The 17,239-nt window shown below is 73.5% G+C and carries 10 protein-coding genes and 1 pseudogene; 8 read left to right on the top strand and 3 right to left on the bottom strand.

Annotation, left to right across the window (positions count from 1 at the left end; all coding sequences use genetic code 11):
* The 6 genes from ACFV1W_RS37460 to ACFV1W_RS37435 form a co-directional block, all read left to right on the top strand.
* The coding region (locus tag ACFV1W_RS37460) for an amino acid adenylation domain-containing protein (RefSeq protein WP_380421761.1) at nucleotides 1-9,736 on the top strand (9,736 nt) is incomplete at its 5' end.
* A gap of 3 nt (nucleotides 9,737-9,739) precedes the next feature.
* Nucleotides 9,740-9,955 (top strand): MbtH family protein, encoded by a 216-nt coding sequence (locus ACFV1W_RS37455; protein WP_380421760.1) that lies wholly within the window; start codon nucleotides 9,740-9,742, stop codon nucleotides 9,953-9,955.
* Between the two features lie 5 nt (nucleotides 9,956-9,960).
* Entirely contained in the window at nucleotides 9,961-11,211 is a 1,251-nt protein-coding gene (locus tag ACFV1W_RS37450) for a cytochrome P450 (RefSeq protein WP_380421759.1), read from the top strand.
* Between the two features lie 32 nt (nucleotides 11,212-11,243).
* Complete coding sequence (locus ACFV1W_RS37445) at nucleotides 11,244-11,993, top strand: SRPBCC domain-containing protein (RefSeq protein WP_380421758.1); 750 nt, start codon at nucleotides 11,244-11,246, stop codon at nucleotides 11,991-11,993.
* 8 nt (nucleotides 11,994-12,001) lie between these two features.
* Nucleotides 12,002-12,202, top strand: coding sequence for a hypothetical protein (locus ACFV1W_RS37440; RefSeq protein ID WP_380421757.1), 201 nt, complete (start codon nucleotides 12,002-12,004; stop codon nucleotides 12,200-12,202).
* A gap of 136 nt (nucleotides 12,203-12,338) precedes the next feature.
* Nucleotides 12,339-12,914 (top strand): hypothetical protein, encoded by a 576-nt coding sequence (locus ACFV1W_RS37435; protein ID WP_380421756.1) that lies wholly within the window; start codon nucleotides 12,339-12,341, stop codon nucleotides 12,912-12,914.
* 236 nt (nucleotides 12,915-13,150) lie between these two features.
* Here ACFV1W_RS37435 and ACFV1W_RS37430 read toward each other — a convergent pair whose 3' ends face one another.
* Together ACFV1W_RS37430 and ACFV1W_RS37425 are read right to left on the bottom strand one after the other, a co-directional pair.
* Nucleotides 13,151-14,233: a YbdK family carboxylate-amine ligase gene (locus tag ACFV1W_RS37430; protein ID WP_380421755.1), complete on the bottom strand. Its 1,083-nt coding sequence runs from the start codon at nucleotides 14,231-14,233 to the stop codon at nucleotides 13,151-13,153.
* 192 nt (nucleotides 14,234-14,425) lie between these two features.
* Nucleotides 14,426-14,626, bottom strand: a complete 201-nt coding sequence (locus tag ACFV1W_RS37425; RefSeq protein WP_380421754.1) for a DUF1059 domain-containing protein — start codon at nucleotides 14,624-14,626, stop codon at nucleotides 14,426-14,428.
* 856 nt (nucleotides 14,627-15,482) lie between these two features.
* On the opposite strand from ACFV1W_RS37425, the gene ACFV1W_RS37420 reads away from it, so the two are divergent.
* Nucleotides 15,483-16,493 carry a YdcF family protein gene (locus ACFV1W_RS37420; RefSeq protein WP_380421753.1) on the top strand — a complete coding sequence of 337 codons (1,011 nt, stop codon included), beginning with the start codon at nucleotides 15,483-15,485 and terminating at the stop codon, nucleotides 16,491-16,493.
* A 195-nt stretch (nucleotides 16,494-16,688) separates the two neighbouring features.
* On the opposite strand, the gene ACFV1W_RS37415 is transcribed toward ACFV1W_RS37420, so the two are convergent.
* On the bottom strand, nucleotides 16,689-16,865 hold the full coding sequence (locus tag ACFV1W_RS37415) for an STAS domain-containing protein (protein WP_380421762.1): 177 nt from the start codon (nucleotides 16,863-16,865) through the stop codon (nucleotides 16,689-16,691).
* A gap of 213 nt (nucleotides 16,866-17,078) precedes the next feature.
* On the opposite strand from ACFV1W_RS37415, the pseudogene ACFV1W_RS37410 reads away from it, so the two are divergent.
* Nucleotides 17,079-17,239 (top strand): annotated as a pseudogene (locus ACFV1W_RS37410) (transposase); the annotation flags it as partial.

Genomic DNA, 17,239 nt, shown 5'->3' with positions numbered 1-17,239 from the left:
CCTGGGTGTGCTGAAGGCCGGGGCGGCGTACCTGCCGGTGGATCCGGCGTACCCGCAGTCGCGGATCGACTTCATGCTGGCGGACGCCCGTCCGGTGCTGGTGGTCGACGACCCGGAAGCGGTGGCCGCCGGGGACCGGCCGGACACGGATCCCGGGTGCGAGCTCGACGTCCGGCACCCCGCCTACGTGATCTACACCTCGGGCTCGACCGGCCGCCCCAAGGGCGTGGTGGTCAGCCACTCGGGCGTATCGGGCCTGGTGGCGGCGCAGGTCGAGCGGCTCGGCGTGGCGCCGGGCGGCCGGGTGCTCCAGTTCGCCTCGCCGAGCTTCGACGCCTCGTTCTGGGACCTGTGCAGCGCCCTGCTCAGCGGCGCCGCCCTCGTCCTGGCCCCGGCCGGCGCCCCGCTGGAGGCTCTGACGGACCAGCGGCTCGGCGTGACCCATGTGACCCTGCCGCCCTCGGCGCTGGCCGCACTGGACAGCGGCGGCCTCACGGCCGGCACCCTGGTGGTAGCCGGTGAGGCCTGCCCGCCCGAACTGGTGGCCCGCTGGGCGCCCGGGCGCCGGATGATCAACGCCTACGGTCCGACCGAGACCACGGTCTGCGCGACCATGAGCGACCCGCTGCCGTCCGGCCCGGGCGTGCCGCCGATCGGCCGACCGGTCGCGGGCTTCCGGACGTACGTCCTGGACGAGCGGCTGCGCATCGTTCCGCCGGGTGTGGCGGGGGAGTTGTACGTCGTCGGCCCCGGTCTGGCGCGTGGGTACCTGAACCGGCCGGCCCTGACCGCCGAACGGTTCCTCGCCTGCCCGTTCGGCCCGGCGGGCGCGCGGATGTACCGCACCGGGGACCTGGTGCGCCGCCGGGCGGACGGCGAGCTGGAGTACGTCGGCCGCGCCGACGACCAGGTGAAGGTGCGCGGCTTCCGGGTCGAACCCGGCGAGATCGAGGCCGCCCTGGCCGGGCACCCCGCCGTCGCCCTGACTGCCGTCGTGGCCCGGGACGACCGGCTGATCGGCTACGTCGCGGCCTGCTCCGGTACGGCCGTCCGGCCGGCGGAACTGGCGGCCCACCTGCGCGAGCGGCTGCCCGACTACCTGGTGCCGTCGGCGTTCGTCCTGCTGGACACGCTGCCGCTGACGCCCAACGGGAAGCTGGACCGGGCCGCGCTGCCCGCTGCCGACCTCGGGTCGGCCGAGGCCGGGCGGGCGCCGCGCACACCGCAGGAGCAGATCCTGTGCGAGCTGTTCGCCGAGGTGCTCGGCCTCGCCAGGGTCGGGGTCGACGAGGACTTCTTCGACCTCGGCGGGCACTCGCTGCTCGCCACCCGGCTGGCCGCGCGGGTGCGCTCGGTGCTCGGCCTGGAGCTCGGCCTGCGCGCGCTGTTCCAGGCGCCCACCGTGGCGGGCCTGGTCGAGGCACTGGCCGGCGCGGGCCGCGCCCGCCCGGCGCTGACCGTGCACGAGCGTCCGGAGACGGTGCCGCTCTCCTTCGCCCAGCGCCGGCTCTGGTTCCTGCACCGGATGGACGGCAGCGCCGCCACTTACCACATCCCGCTGGCGCTCCAGCTGACCGGAACGCTCGACCGGGCGGCGCTGGACGAGGCGCTGGCCGAGGTGGTGGCCCGGCACGAGAGCCTGCGGACGGTGTTCCCGGAGGTCGACGGCGTGCCGTGCCAGCGCGTCCTGGACCCGGCCGAGGCCCGCCCCCGGGCGCGGCTCACCGAAGTGTCGCGGGACGACCTGCCCCACCGGCTCGCCGAGTTCGCCCGACAACCGTTCGACCTGGCGGCGGAGCCGCCGCTGCGCGCCGAGCTGTTCGTCGTCGCGCCGGACGAGCACGTGCTGCTGCTGGTGATGCACCACATCGCCGGTGACGGCTGGTCCACCGGCCCGCTCGCCCGGGACCTGGCCGAGGCGTACGCCGCCCGCCGCGAGGGCCGCGCGGCGATCCGGCCGAACCTGCCGGTGCAGTACGCCGACTACACGCTGTGGCAGCGCGAACTGCTCGGCGACGCGGCCGACCCGCAGAGCCGGTTCGCCGAGCAGCTCGACTACTGGAAGCGGCAGCTGTCTGATCTGCCGGAGCTGCTCCGACTGCCCGTCGACCGGCCCCGGCCGGCCGTCGCCGGCCAGCACGGGGACCACCTCGGCCTGCAACTCGACGCCGAACTGCACGCCGCCCTGGTGGAGTTGGCGCGCAACACCGGTACCAGTCTGTTCATGGTGCTGCAGGCGGCGCTGGCGGCGCTGTACACCCGGCTGGGCGCGGGGACGGACATCCCGATCGGCAGCCCGATCGCCGGGCGGACCGACGAGGCCCTGGACGAGCTGGTCGGGTTCTTCGTGAACACGCTGGTGCTGCGCACCGACACCAGTGGTGATCCGAGCTTCGCCGAACTGCTGGGCCGGGTGCGGGAGACGGCGCTGTCGGCGTACGCGCACCAGGACGTGCCGTTCGAGCACCTGGTGGAGGTGCTGAACCCGTCCCGCTCGCTGTCCCACCACCCCCTGTTCCAGACCATCCTGGCCGTGCAGAACGCGCCGATGGGCCGGTTCTCGCTGCCCGGTCTGGAGGTGGCCACCTACGCGCTGGCCACCGGAACCGCCAAGTTCGACCTCGGAGTGAGCCTGGTCGAGCAGTTCGGACCGGACGGGAACCCGGCCGGGATCGTCGGCGCGGTCGAGTACGCCACCGACCTGTTCGACCGCGCGACGGTGGCCGCCCTGGCCCGGCGCTGGACGCTCCTGCTGAAGGCCGTCACCGCCGACCCGGAGCAGCCGATCGGTGGGATCGACCTGCTGGACGCCGACGAACGGCGCCGGCTGCTGGAACGGGGCAATGCGACCGCCCGCGAGGTGGGCGCCGTCCCGGTGCCGCAGGCCTTCGCGGCGCAGGTGGCGCTGACGCCGGATGCGGTCGCCCTCGTCAGCGGTGGGCTTGAACTGACCTATCGTCAGCTCAACGCCCGGGCGAACCGGTTCGCGCACTCGTTGATCGCGCGCGGGGTGGGGCCGGAGCAGTTGGTGGCGGTGGCCCTGCCGCGTTCGGTGGAGGCGGTGGTGGCGGTCCTGGGTGTGCTGAAGGCCGGGGCGGCGTACCTGCCGGTGGATCCGGCGTACCCGCAGTCGCGGATCGACTTCATGCTGGCGGACGCCCGTCCGGCGTTGATGGTCGACGACCCGGCGCTGGTGACCGGGGTCGCCGAATGGCCGGAGAGCGACCCGGAGGTCGCGCTCGACGTCCGGCACCCGGCCTACGTGATCTACACCTCGGGCTCCACGGGCCGTCCCAAGGGTGTCGTGGTGGCCCACGGCGGGGTGGCGAGCCTGGTCGCCGGGCAGATCGAGGGGTTCGCGATCGCCCCCGACAGCCGGGTGCTCCAGTTCGCCTCGCCAAGCTTCGACGCCTCGGTGTCGGAGATCTACACCGCCCTGCTGCGCGGCGCGGCCCTGGTGCTGCCCCCGACAGCGGATCCGGTCGCCGCGCTGACCGACCCGGGCCTGACGATCACCCATGTGACCGTCCCGCCGTCCGTGGTCGCGGCCCTGCCGGAGGGCTCGGTGACGGTGCCGAACCTGATCGTGGCGGGGGAGGCGTGCCCTCCGGAGCTGGTGGCCCGCTGGGCGCCGGGGCGCCGGATGGTCAACGCGTACGGTCCGACCGAGACCACGGTGTGCGCGACCATGAGCGATCCGCTCCCGCCCGGCGCGGGTGTGCCGCCGATCGGCCGTCCGATCACCAACGCCCGGGTGTACGTGCTGGACGAGCTGCTGCGGCCGGTGCCGCCCGGCGTGCCCGGCGAACTGTACGTCGCGGGCGCGGGACTGGCCCGCGGGTACCTCGACCGGCCGGGCCTGACCGCAGGGCGGTTCGTCGCCTGCCCCTTCGACTCTTCGGGCGCCCGGATGTACCGCACCGGCGACGTGGTCCGCTTCCGCGCCGACGGCCAGCTGGAGTACGTCGGCCGCGCCGACGACCAGGTGAAGGTGCGCGGCTTCCGGGTCGAACCCGGCGAGGTCGAGGCGGCCCTGGCCGAGCACCCCGCCGTCGCCCGGGCCGTCGTCCTCGCCCAGGACGACCGGCTGGTCGGCTACGTCGTCCCGCGCCAGGACACCGCCCGGGACGACGGCCTCGAGGCCGACCACGTCGGCGAGTGGCGGGACATCTACGACGCCCTGCCCATCACCCCCGAGGAAGCCGCCTTCGGCCAGAACTTCGTGGGCTGGAACAGCAGTTACGACGCGAGTCCGATCCCGGTCGAGCAGATGCGGGAGTGGCGCGACGCCACCGTGGACCGCATCCTCGCCCTGCGTCCCCGCCGGGTGCTGGAGGTCGGCGTCGGCACCGGTCTCCTGCTCTCGCAGATCGCCCCGCACTGCGAGGCCTACTGGGCGACCGACTTCTCCGCCACCGCCATCGACTCGCTGGCCGCGCAGGTCGCCCGGCAGCCCGACCTGGCCGACCGGGTTGTCCTGCACACCCGCCCGGCGCACGACACCGAAGGACTGCCGGCCGGGGAGTTCGACACCGTCGTGATCAACTCGGTGGTTCAGTACTTCCCCTCCGCCGACTACCTCGCGGACGTGGTCGGGAAGCTGATGCGGCTGCTCGCGCCCGGCGGAGCCCTGTTCGTCGGCGACGTCCGCAACCTGCGGCTGCTGCGCCCGCTGGCCACGGCCGTCCAGCTGCACCGGGCCGGTGACGGTGGTGACCTCACGGCGGTGCGTCGTGCGGTGGAACAGGCCGTCCGGGTGGAGAAGGAACTCCTGATCGACCCGGACTTCTTCACCGCCCTGCGCGAGCACGGCACGGACGTCGGCGCGGTGGCCGTGGAGGTCAAGCGCGGCCGCCACCACAACGAGCTGACCCGCTACCGTTACGACGTGACGCTGCACAAGCAGCAGGCCGTACCGGTCCAGTCGCTGGACCTGCCCTGGGGCCGGGGCGTCGCCGACCTCGCGGAGCTGCGCGAACTGCTCGGGCGGCCCGGCACCGGTCCGGTGCGCCTCACCGGGGTCCCGAACCGTCGCGTCGCACGTGAGGCCGAGCTGGCCCGGGCGGTGCGGGACGGGGACGGCACGCTCGCCGGGCTGCTGGAGCGGCTGCACGGCCCGGACGACGGCTGTCTGCCCGACCCGGAGGACTTCCGCGCCCTCGGCCGGGAGCTCGGCCGCAGGGCGGACCTCACCTGGTCGGCCGAAGCGCCGGAAGCCCTGGACGTGCTCTTCACCGACGGACCGGCAGAAGGCCCCGTCGAGGCCTACCGGCCGGCCCGGCCGACCGGCACCGCCCTGTCGTCGCTGACCAACCGCCCGACCGGCAGCCGGGGCACCGGCGCCCTCATCGGCGAACTCCGCGACTGGCTGCGGGGCCGGCTGCCCGACTACCTGGTCCCGTCCGCGTTCGTGGCGCTGGAGGCACTGCCGCTGACGGCCAGCGGCAAGCTCGACCGCCGCGCTCTGCCCACCCCCGACCTCGGCCCGGCCGCGGCCGGGCGGGCGCCGCGCACCCCGCAGGAGCAGCTCCTCGCCGAGCTGTTCGCCGAGGTGCTCGGGCTGGCGCAGGTCGGGGTCGAGGACAGCTTCTTCGACCTCGGCGGGCACTCCCTGCTGGCGACCCGACTGGCAGCCAGGGTCCGGGCGACCCTCGGCGCGGAGCTGGAGGTCCGGACCCTGTTCGAGGCCCCGACCGCGGCCGCCCTGGCGGCCCGCCTGGACGGCTCCGGCACGGCGCGTCCCGCGCTGACCGCCCGGCCCCGCCCCGAACTGGTGCCGCTGTCCTTCGCCCAACGCCGCCTGTGGTTCCTGCACCGGATGGACGGGCCGAGCGCCACCTACAACATGCCGCTCGCGCTCAGCCTGACGGGTGATCTCGACCGCCCGGCCCTGCACGCCGCACTCGCGGACGTGGTCGCCCGGCACGAGAGCCTGCGGACGGTCTTCCGCGAGACGGGCGGGGTGCCGTACCAGGTCGTGCTGAGCGCCGCGCAGGCGCGGCCGGACCTGCCGGTGGTCGAACTCGACGAGAGCCGGCTGGCCGAGCGCCTGGCGGAGACGGCCCGACGCGGCTTCGACCTGGCGGCGGAACCGCCGGTCCGGGCGGAGCTGTACGCGCTCGCCCCCGACCGGCACGCCCTGCTGGTCGTCGTCCACCACATCGCCGCCGACGGCTGGTCGATGGGCCCGCTCTCCGCCGACCTGGCCGCCGCCTACGCGGCCCGTTGCCGGGGCGAGGAACCGCAGTGGTCCCCGCTGCCGGTGCAGTACGCCGACTATTCCGAGTGGCAGCGCGACCTGCTCGGCGACGCCGCCGACCCGGACAGCCTGTTCGCCCGGCAACTGGGCTACTGGAAGCAGGAGTTGACGGGCGTGCCGCAGCAGCTGCAACTGCCTGCCGACCGGCCCCGGCCGCCGGTGGCCTCCCAGCGGGGCGGCCGGGTCGTGGTCGGACTGGACGCCGAACTGCACCGGGCCCTGCGGGACCTGGCCGCCGCGCGCGGCGCCAGCATGTTCATGGTCCTCCAGGCCGGGCTCGCCGCCCTGCTCACCCGGCTCGGCGCCGGCACGGACATCCCGATCGGCAGCCCGATCGCGGGCCGCACCGACCAGTCGCTGGACGAGCTCGTCGGCTTCTTCGTCAACACCCTGGTGCTGCGCACCGACACCGGCGGCGACCCCGGATTCGCCGAACTGCTCGGCCGGGTACGGCAGAAGGCGCTCACTGCCTACGACCACCAGGACGTGCCGTTCGAGTACCTGGTCGAGGTGGTCAACCCGGCGCGGTCGCTGGCCCACCACCCGTTGTTCCAGGTCATGCTCGCGCTGCAGAACGCGCCGCTGGGCGAGTTCGCGCTGCCAGGGCTGGAGACCGGCCACCTGGAGGCGCCGACCGGTACCTCCCGGGTCGACCTGACCTTCAGCCTGGCCGAGCAGTTCCGCCCGGACGGCAGCCCTGACGGCCTGGTCGGCGCGGTGGAGTACGCCACCGACCTGTTCGAACCGGCTACGGTGGAGCAGCTGTTCGCCCGCTGGGCCCGCCTGCTGCGCACGGCGGTCGCCGACCCGGGAAAGCCGATCAGCCGGATCGACCTGATGTCCGACGCGGAACGCCACCGGCTGCTGTACGGGTTCAACGACACCGCGGCCGAACTGCCCGAGGCGGCCGTGCCGGAGCTGTTCGCCCGCCAGGCGCGGGCCACACCGGACGCGGTGGCCGTCGTGGCGGGCGGCACCGAACTGACCTACCGGGAGCTCGACCGGCGGTCGGACCGGCTCGCGCGGGCACTGGTCCGCCAGGGCGTACGCCCGGAGACACCGGTCGCGGTGCTGCTGGAACGCTCGGCGGAGCTGGTCGTGGCGATCCTGGCGATCGTCAGGGCCGGCGGCGCCTACGTGCCGCTGGACCCGCGTTTCCCCTCCTCCCGGGTCGACCTGATCCTGCGGGAGAGCGGGGCCGCCCTGGTGCTCACCAAGGAGGTGCTGGCCGCCCTGGTGCAGTCCGCGGACGCCGACCCATCCGACCCCGGAGTCCGCTGTGAATCGGGACAGTTGGCGTACATCATGTACACCTCCGGGTCGACCGGGCGGCCGAAGGGCGTGGCCGTCACCCACCGCGACGTGGTGGGCCACGCGCTCACCCCGGAATGGCGCGGCGGCGGACACGAGCGGGTGCTGATGCACTCCCCGACGGCCTTCGACCTCTCCACCTACGAGCTGTGGGTCCCGCTGCTGAGCGGCGGCCGGATCGTGGTCGCACCGCCCGAGCAGCTCGACCTCGACCTGCTCCAGCACACGATCACCGCGCACGGGGTGACCGGACTGTGGCTGACGGCCGGACTGTTCCGGCTGGTCGCCGAGGAGCGCCCGGGCCTGCTCGCCGGGGTGCGCGAGGTCTGGACCGGCGGCGACGTGGTCTCCCCGGCCGCCGCCGCCCGGGTCCTGGCGGCCTGCCCCGGCATCGAGGTGGTCAACGGCTACGGGCCCACCGAGGCCACCACCCTGGCCACCTGCCACCCGGTGCGCACCCTCCCCGAACCCGCCGCGACCGTGCCGATCGGCGGGCCGATGGCGAACATGCGCGCCTACGTCCTCGACGACCACCTGCGGCCGGTGCCCACGGGCCTGGTCGGCGAGCTGTACCTCGCGGGGACGGGCGTGGCCCGCGGCTACCACGGCCGACCCGGCCTGACGGCGGAGCGCTTCACCGCCGACCCGTACGGGCCGGCCGGGAGCCGGATGTACCGCACCGGCGACCTGGCGTGGTGGCGGGCCGACGGCACGCTGGAGTTCGCCGGACGCGCCGACCACCAGGTCAAGCTGCGCGGCCTGCGGATCGAACCCGGAGAGATCGAGGCCGTCCTGGCGGGCTGCCCGGGCGTCGCCCAGGCGGCCGTGGTCGCCCGCGAGGACCGGCCGGGCGACAAGCGGCTGGTCGCCTACCTGGTGCCGACCCCCGAGGGCGCGCCCGAGCCGGGCGAGCTGTCCGGCCGGCTGCGCCGCGAACTGCCCGACTACATGGTGCCGGCGGCGTTCGTCACCGTGGACGCGCTGCCGCTGACCACCAACGGCAAGCTGGACCGGGCCGCCCTGCCCGCCCCCGAGTACGGTGCGACGGGCGCCGGGCGCGGCCCCCGGACACCGCAGGAGCAACTGCTGTGCGGCCTGTTCGCCGAGGTCCTCGGCCGGGAGCAGGTGCACATCGACGACAACTTCTTCGACCTCGGCGGGCACTCGCTGCTGGCCGCGCGGCTGGCGTCCAGGGTCCGGGACACCCTCGGCCTGGAACTGGGCCTGCGCATGCTGTTCGAGGCGCCGACAGTGGCCGGGCTCAGCGAACGCCTGCTCCTGGACGATCCCGCCGACGCACTGGACGTGGTGCTGCCGCTGCGGTCGACCGGGACGGGCACTCCGCTGTTCTGCATCCACCCCGGCGGCGGCATCAGCTGGTCCTACAGCGGCCTGCTGAACCACCTCGGCCCCCAACACCCGGTCTACGCGATCCAGGCGCGTGGCCTCGGCCGGCCCGAACCGCTGCCGACCTCCTTCGAGGAGATGGCGGCGGACTACGCCGACCACATCCGGAAGATCCAGCCGGAGGGCCCGTACCTGCTGCTCGGCTGGTCGGCCGGCGGGCTGATCGCCCACGCGCTGGCCTGCGAGCTGCAGTCGCGCGGCGAGCGGACCGCGCTGCTGGCGGTGCTCGACGCCTACCCGGTGAAGGACGTGAAGTTCGAGGTGGCTCCGGTGCCCACCGTGCGGGACGTGCTCGTCGGGGTTCTCGACGTCGACCCGGACGAGCTGGGTGACCGGGAGATCACCTTCGCCGAGGTCGCCGAGGTGCTGAACCGGCGGGGCAGCGCGCTGCAGGGCCTGACCGAGCGACAGGTCGAGGTCATCGTCGACATCATGATCAACAACGCCCGGCTGGCGGTCGACTTCGTCCCAGGCCGGTACGACGGGGACCTGCTGCTGTTCAACTCCACGATCGACCGGACCGAGGACGACGCCGGGCCCCGGACCTGGCGCCCCTACGTCACCGGCCGGATCGAATCGCACGAGATCACCACCCGGCACGACCGGATGACCCAGGCCGGCTCGCTGGCCCAGATCGGACCGATCCTGGCCGCCAGGCTCGCCGAGGCGCTCGGTGACAGCCGGGACGCCTGCGACAGCCGTGACTCCTGCGACCGCCGTGATGCCGACAACACCACCCTTTCCCACCAGGAGGACTGAACCATGGCCAACCCCTTCGACGACCAGGACGGCACCTTCCTCGTGCTCGTCAACGACGAGAACCAGCACTCGCTGTGGCCGCAGTTCGCGGACGTCCCCGACGGCTGGACCGTCGCCCACGGCCCCGACACCCACGCCGCCTGCCTGGAGTACGTCGAGACCTCCTGGACCGACATGCGGCCCAAGAGCCTCGCCGACGCCATGGACGCCCAGCGGTAGCGGACGTGACCACCACCGACACCATGGACGGGGCCCGCGGCACCGCGGGCCCCGCCCGGCCCGAGGAAGACCTCGCCGCGGCCCTGCTCACGCCCGAGGCCCGGCGGGACCCGTACCCGGTCTACGCCCGGATGCGGCGCGAGAGCCCGGTGCACCGCAACACCCAGGGCGTCTGGTACCTCACCCGGTACGCCGACGTCGAGGCCGCCCTGAGCGACCTGCGGCTGTCCAACGACCGGGACCGGATGACCCGCGCCTACGGCGCGCTCGGCGGCGACCTGAAGGCGCTGAGCAGGCTCACCGACCGGCTCGGCCGGGTGATGACCAACACCGACCCGCCGGACCACGCCCGGCTGCGCAAGCTGGCCAACCGGGCCTTCACCGCCCGGCGCGTCGAAGCCCTGCGCGACGGCGTCCAGCGGATCGTCGACCAGCTGATCGACCGGGCCGTCCAGGCCGGGCCGACCACGGACCTGATCGAGGCGGTCGCCGCCCCGCTGCCGATGTCCGTCGTCAGCGAGCTGTTCGGCATCCCGCCCGGGGACCGCCCGCAGGTCGAGTCCTGGTTCCACCGTTTCGGCCGGATCGGCGAGGACATCGACAAGTCCGAGGCGGCTCTCGACGAGTTCGACGAGTACCTCGCCGGACTCGTCCGCCGCCGCCGGGCCGACCCGGGCGACGACCTGATCAGCGCGCTGGTCGCCACCCAGGCGCAGGACGACCGGCTCACCGACTCCGAACTGCTCTCCACCTGCTTCGTCCTGACCACGGCCGGCGGCGAGACCACCACGCACCTGGTCGGCAACGGCGTGCTGGCCCTGCTGCGCCACCCCGACCAGCTGGCCCGGCTGCGCGCGGACCCTTTGATGATCCGCAGCGCGGTGGATGAGCTGGCCCGCTACGACACGGTGACCCAGGCGATCGTCCGGGTCGTCGCGGAGGACCTGGAGATCGGCGGGCGCACGCTGCGCGAGGGCGAGTTGGTGTACCTGTTCCTCGCCGCGACCAACCGCGACCCCGAGCGCTTCGCGGACCCCGAGCGGCTCGACCTGACCCGCCCCGACAACCGGCACCTGAGCTTCGGCCACGGCCCGCACTTCTGCCTCGGCGGGCCGCTGGCCAAGCTCCAGGCCGAGGTGGCGATCGGCACCCTGGTGCGCCGACTCCCGCAGCTGCGGCTGGCCGAGGGGGCGGAGCTCGAATGGCGGCCCAACCCACTGCAGCGGCGGCTGAGCGCGCTCCCGCTCGCCTACTGACACCCCCGAACGACGACGAAGGAGAACTGACCATGGCCCGAGAGTTCGAGATCCGCCGGGAGCAGGACCTGCCCGCCACGCCCGAGCAGGTCTGGCACGCCGTCGCCACCGGCGCCGGGAACCTCGGCTGGTTGTACCCGATGGAGGTCGAGCCGCGGGTCGGCGGAAAGGCCACCCGCGGTGACTCCACCGTCGTGGCCTGGGAGCCGCCGCAGCACTTCGCCGTCCGGGCGACCCAGGACGGCGGGTTCTCCAACACGCTCAGCTACCACATCGAGCCGGCCGACGACGGGACGAGCCACCTGCGGATGGGAATCCACTGGGTGCACACAGGCGTCGTCGACGACGCCTGGAGGTGGGACGCCAAGTCGGACGCGGCCGAGAAGCACGTCGACTTCTACCAGCACGCCCTCGCCGAGTACCTGCGGCACTTCGCAGGCCGCCCCGCCGTCTACGTCAGGGCCCAGCGCCCCGAACCCACCGCCGACCCGGCCGACTTCGCCGCCCTGCGCCGCCGCCTCGGCCTCGCCGAGGACGCGGCCGTCGGCGACCGGCTCTCGCTCCACGCCCCGGGCACTGACGGTCGCTCCGAGGAGGTCGTCGTCGACTGGCTCAGCCCCGACTTCCTCGGCCTGCGCGGCCCGGACGCGCTGTACCGGTTCTTCAACGGCAGCACCTGGAACGTGCCGATCTGGCTGGGCCACCACCTCTTCGCCGAGGACGCCGACGAAGAGCAGGCCACCAAGGCGTGGACCGCCTGGCTCAACGACACCCAAGCCTAGGACCCCTGATGGAAACCTCCACCGCAACACTGCTCTACGCCGCCGAACTCGTCGAGGACAACGGCACCTACACCCTCGTCGTCGAGGACGTGCGCCGGGGCACCGTCCAGACCACCCCGGTCCCCAAGAACATGGTCGACCGGCTCCCGACCTTCCTCTCGGCGCTCGCCGCCAAGCTCAACCCGGCCCCGTCGCGCAGCCGCTGGTAGAACTCCTCCACGAGGCCGGTGCCGTCCGGGAGTCGGTGCTCCCGTCCCCGGACGGCACCGCACAGCGCGCGAGGACCTGCTGCCCGAGCTGTGGCGCCTGGCCGAGGAGGGGCAGCACGGGCTGGCCGTCGTCGAGTTGTGGGGCGGCAGTGACCCGCACCCGGCAGTCGAGGTGATCGCGGGCGGTGAGATGGACGGCCGCCCGACGGCCGAGTTCATCGAACTGGCGGGCGTGGTGGTCGTGGTCGACCCCGACCGGCTCCTGGGCGAACTCTCCGTCCCGGACGACCTGGCCGAGCACGGCGAGCACACCTCCCCGGACGACACCCGGACCCGCACCGAGGCACTGGCTCACCAGATCGAGTACGCGACCACGACCGCCGTCGCACGCGGCGGCGAGGCAGGGCTGTCCCTGCTGTGCCAGCTCCACCCGACGGCCCGGCGCGTCCTGCTCGGCACCGGCGAACTGCTGCGCGCCGCACACGGCGGGTTCGGTGTGGCCGCGGCGCGCGACCGGGTGAATCCGGCTCTCGCGCTGCTGCCGCAGGAACACGACGAGGCGGGGGTGGCCACCCTGGTGTGGGAGCGACGGCGTCCACCTGTGTGCCGAAACACGATATGCGTCACATTCGCGCACAGACTGTCACCAAGATCGGCCGGCAGTGACCGCAGTCCTTCGTGCTGGATGGCTGCCACGGCGTGGGGCTTCTGACACCGGGCGGACATGACATGCTCATTGTGTAATGGGCCGCAGCAGCTGGTAGTGCAGGTACCGGGCGACCGGCCCGACGCACGCCGCAGCCCCGCTCCCGACCTGCACCGCTGCCTCTGCTACCGGCCACTGCGCCGCCGCTGAGACCCAGGACCAGCTGAGCAGGCCCCCACTTCCGGTGTGCGGGAGCAACGTGCGACGGCGGCCCGCGGCTCGGCGTGCCAGGGGAGCCGGCCTCAGGCCGGCGGCTTGGGTACGGCTGGAGGGTCGGGCAGGAGCATGCAGTCGGCGAGGTCGTCCACGACGGCGCGAAGGCCGCCCGTCCGGTGCGTGGCACGCTGGCGGTGGGCGCCGCTGCCCCGGGTGGCCAGCCGGTCGACGAAGGCGGTGACCCGCTCCAAGTCCCCCATGTGTTCCAGGGCGGCGCCGATGTGCTCGACCAGCCGCCCGGCGCGCTCCCTGGCGGGCAGCATCCGCCCGCTCAGCGCGTCCGCCCCTGGGCCGGGCCAGCCGTCCCGGGTGGCATACCAGTACGCGCCGCGCAGCAGCTCGCCGCGCAGCCGCGGACCCGGCTCACCGGATTCCACCAGGCGGGCGGATGTGACCACCAGCCCCCGGACGACCGCGGCGAGAGCGACCGAATCGCCGATCTCGGCGGGGACGTCCATGCATCGGACTTCCACGGTGGGCAGGCGAGGATGGGGCCTGACGTCCCAGAACGGCAGCTCGGCGAAGGAACTTCCGCCGACCTCCGCCATCGCCGCTGCGACGCGCCGGTAGTCGTCGAAGGAGTCGACCCGCGGAGGCGGTCCCAGGGAAGGGAAGCGCAGCCGCAGCACCGAACGCCAGCTCGCGTACCCGGTGTCCCGCCCGGCATGGATGGGCGAGTTGGCGCTCATCTCCACCAGCAGCGGCAGCCACGGCCGCAGGTGGTTGCCGACCAGCGCCGCCACCTCGCGGTCAGGCAGGCACACATGGACGTGCAGGGCGCAGACAGCAAGGTCGTCCACCATCGTCCGGAAGAGCTCCACCCCGTCGCGGTACCGGGGATGGTCGCCCACCGGTGCCGGGCCTGCGCCCCCGATCACGGGCGTGGCACTGGGGCAGAGCTTCAGGTTCTCGGCCCCGGCGTAGTCGGCGAGCTCCTGGCGTAGCCCCGTCACCCACCCGGACAGCTCGTCCATCGTGGCACACGGCGGTGTCCGGGCCTCGACCTGGAAATCCATGAACTCCCCGCACACCAGCTCCCCCCGGACCCGGGCGGCCCTGGAAACCAGCTGCGGGCCGGCGGGCACCACGGCGCGGGTGCCCGCGTCCACGAGGAAGTACTCCTCTTCGACACCGACGGTCGGTGACCTCCATGGTTCCGCCCGCCGAGCGGGGCGCAGGGCTCCTGGTCCCCACTCCGTCTCGCCGTTCACGTCACCAGTGTCGTCCTCCCGGAGCGAGCCGTCACTCCGGTACCCCATGGACCGGCGCTCGTCAGCGGGCGGCGTGCGCCCGCCGGCAGTTCAGGCGTGCATCGGGACCTCGTCCTTCAGCGCCGCGCGAAGCTGGTCGCGCAGTTGTGGGGTGTCCGCCTCGCCGTGGACGGAGGCGGCGTGTTCGGCGGCAGCCCGGACCACCTCGTCGGCGGTACCGGAGATCGCCAGAGAGCAGCCGGACTCACTGGGGAAGTCGCGGCAGTCGATGACCTTGCGCTCGTGTCCCATCGTGACCTCCTTCGGGGATGTCTCAAGTATCCGCCGTACGTGGTCGGCCCGACCATACGGGAAGCCCCGTGCTGCTACGTCCCTCGCCAGAGTGGTCCGGCTGCGCTGCGCCGTGGAGCCCGCCGGCAGAGCCCGGTCTTCCAACTCGTTGCGGTCGTCCCGGCCCGGCCCCGAGGGCGGTGGGTCCGCTGGCCCGCGTGGGGGACGCTCACGCGGTAGTCCACTGATCGCACGGTCTCTTGGCGGGTAACGGGACCGGCACGCGAGATGACCGAGCGCACCGGTTCTTGGGATCGCGCCTATGGAGCCGCTTTTGTGTCGGCGACACCGCGAATCTGCTGCTTCCTCCGCTGTCGAACGCGCCCATCAGCCGGGAGCCGGACTTCGTCCGGCGCTCCCTGATCGAGGGGATGTGCTCGGCCATCGGCCTCGTCGACGGCGGCCGGCACATCGAGGTCCACTCCCTCCACCGCGAACGGGGCAGCCACGGCGGGCGCCAGACCAGGCCACCCGGGCGAAAAGGCGGGCACCGTCGGCGACGACAGACAGGACATCGGGCTCGCTTTCCATGCCACGTTCCAGTACCTGTACACGTGCAGGCACCGTAAGAGGCATCGCGGCAACGGCGGAGGAGATTCCGTTCGTCTATCCCGGGCCCCTGCAATCCAGTCGTCCATGGTGCATGCTCCCCCTCCGGCGTGCACAGTCCCTCCACCGGCACATGGCATGGCGCGTGCGACTGAACGGCCAAGGCTCGGCCCGGGCGCCCGGATCAGACGTCGGCGACGGGGAAGATGTCCGTCAGCCCGAACGCCGGCGGCAGCCGTCGCCCCAGCACCCCTTGCAAGGAGCCGAAGTGATTTCCCTCCTTCTCCTGGCAGCCGCTCTGCTCCTGCTGCTCTTCGTGCGGCGTTTCCGTGATGACCGGCGTCGTTTCGGCAACGGCGTGCTCCTGGGCCTGAGCACTCTCCTCCTGTTCGCCGGCTCCTTCCTGGAGCTCGACCGTTTCCACCGCCCGCTGGCCCAGGCGGTGGCCGGGGCCACCGGTGTCGCGGCGGTGGTGAGTGCGACGGCCGTCGCCGGGGCCCTGATGGCCAACGGCATCCGGATGGTCCGCACCGAAGGCGGTCGCCCGGCCAACCTCCTGTCACTGCTGGCAGGCCTCGGGGTCCTGGCCGTGCTCGCGCTCGCGGTCGTCGCCGCGCGCACCGACCAGGGGCTGCTGCGCGCGGCTGCCACCGCCGCCCTGCTGGTGGCCGGTTACCTGTCGTTCCTCGTCTTCTGCTTCGCCGGCTACGCCGCGCTCTACCAGCGGGTCACGGCACGCCGCCCGGTCGACTTCGTCGTCGTGCTCGGCGCCGGCCTGACGAACGGGTCCACCGTCCCGCCGCTCCTGGCCGCGCGCCTGCGAAGGGCGCTGACCCTGTACCGGCGCCAGGCGGCCCGAGGACGGCCCCCGATCCTGGTGGTCTCCGGCGGCAAGGGCTCGGACGAGCGCGTGCCGGAGGCCGAGGCGATGGCCGGCTACCTCGCGGGGCGGGGCGTCCCCGACGAGCACATCCTCCAGGAACGCGCCTCGACGAACACCGGGGAGAACCTCCGGTTCAGTCGCGAGCTGATGGAGCGGGTCCGCCCGGACTACCGCTGCGCCATCGTGACCAACGACTTCCACGTGCTGCGGGCGGGCATCCTCGCGCGCCGGGCCGGGGTCCCGGGCGAGGCACACGGCGCGCCGACCGCGGCCTACTACCGGCCCAGCGCGACCCTGCGGGAATTCGTGGCCGTCCTGGTCTCCTATCCGCTCACGAACCTGGCGGCGTGCGCGGTCCTGGCCGCAGCGGGGGCCCGGGCGGGCTGGCAAGGCTGAGCCCGCGGTGAGGCCCCACCGCGCGCCGGGGCTTCGACGATGCCCGAGTCCGTGCGCGTCGCCGTCGGCGATCCAGCCTCCGGCCACAGCTCGCGTACGCCGGCCATGAACGGCAGGGGTGGCGGCGCGCCCCCGGCGTCCCAGTGTCCCGGGGATGGATGGACGGACCGTACGGGCAGCTGAGCTGTTTGCCGCTCAGTGCGTTTCCCCGGTGGGGCGCAGGAGAAAAACCTGCTCGTCGAGTCCGGTGCTGGTGAGGACCAGTAGGAGGGGGGCAGGGACGGCGGCCAGCACGAGTTCGGCGTGGGCCGCCTCGGCGCGCTGGCGTGCAGCGAGCAGCGTGGTGATTCCGGTGGAGTCGCAGTACGCCAGGTCGGACAGGTCGAGGACCAGGCACTGCCCCGGCTGCAGGCAAGTTGCTCAACGTGTATCGAAGGGCTGCGGCCTGGGCGTAGTCGAATTCACCGGCGACGTGCAGCACGGGGCCGGTGCGGGTCGAGCGGTGGGTGATGTTCAGCGGGCTCCAGCGGACCTCGCCGCGGACCGGGCGGGCTGCGGACAGGCCGGTGTGCTCCATGGGCAGCAGCCGTGACGCTCACTGGGGGCAATCGCCACGACGTCACCCAGCTGCTGCCCCTGCTGGACGCGATCCCGCCGATTCGAGGACTGCGAGGACGCCCGCGGCGCAGGCCCCGGCGGCTGTTCGCCGACCGGGGCTACGACTTCGACAAGTACCGCCGCCTGCT

Source organism: Kitasatospora sp. NPDC059648 (genome assembly GCF_042734825.1).
Classification (GTDB): Bacteria; Actinomycetota; Actinomycetes; order Streptomycetales; family Streptomycetaceae; genus Kitasatospora.
Note: the sequence above shows the minus strand (reverse complement) of the source record. Positions and strands in the feature narration are given on the sequence as shown.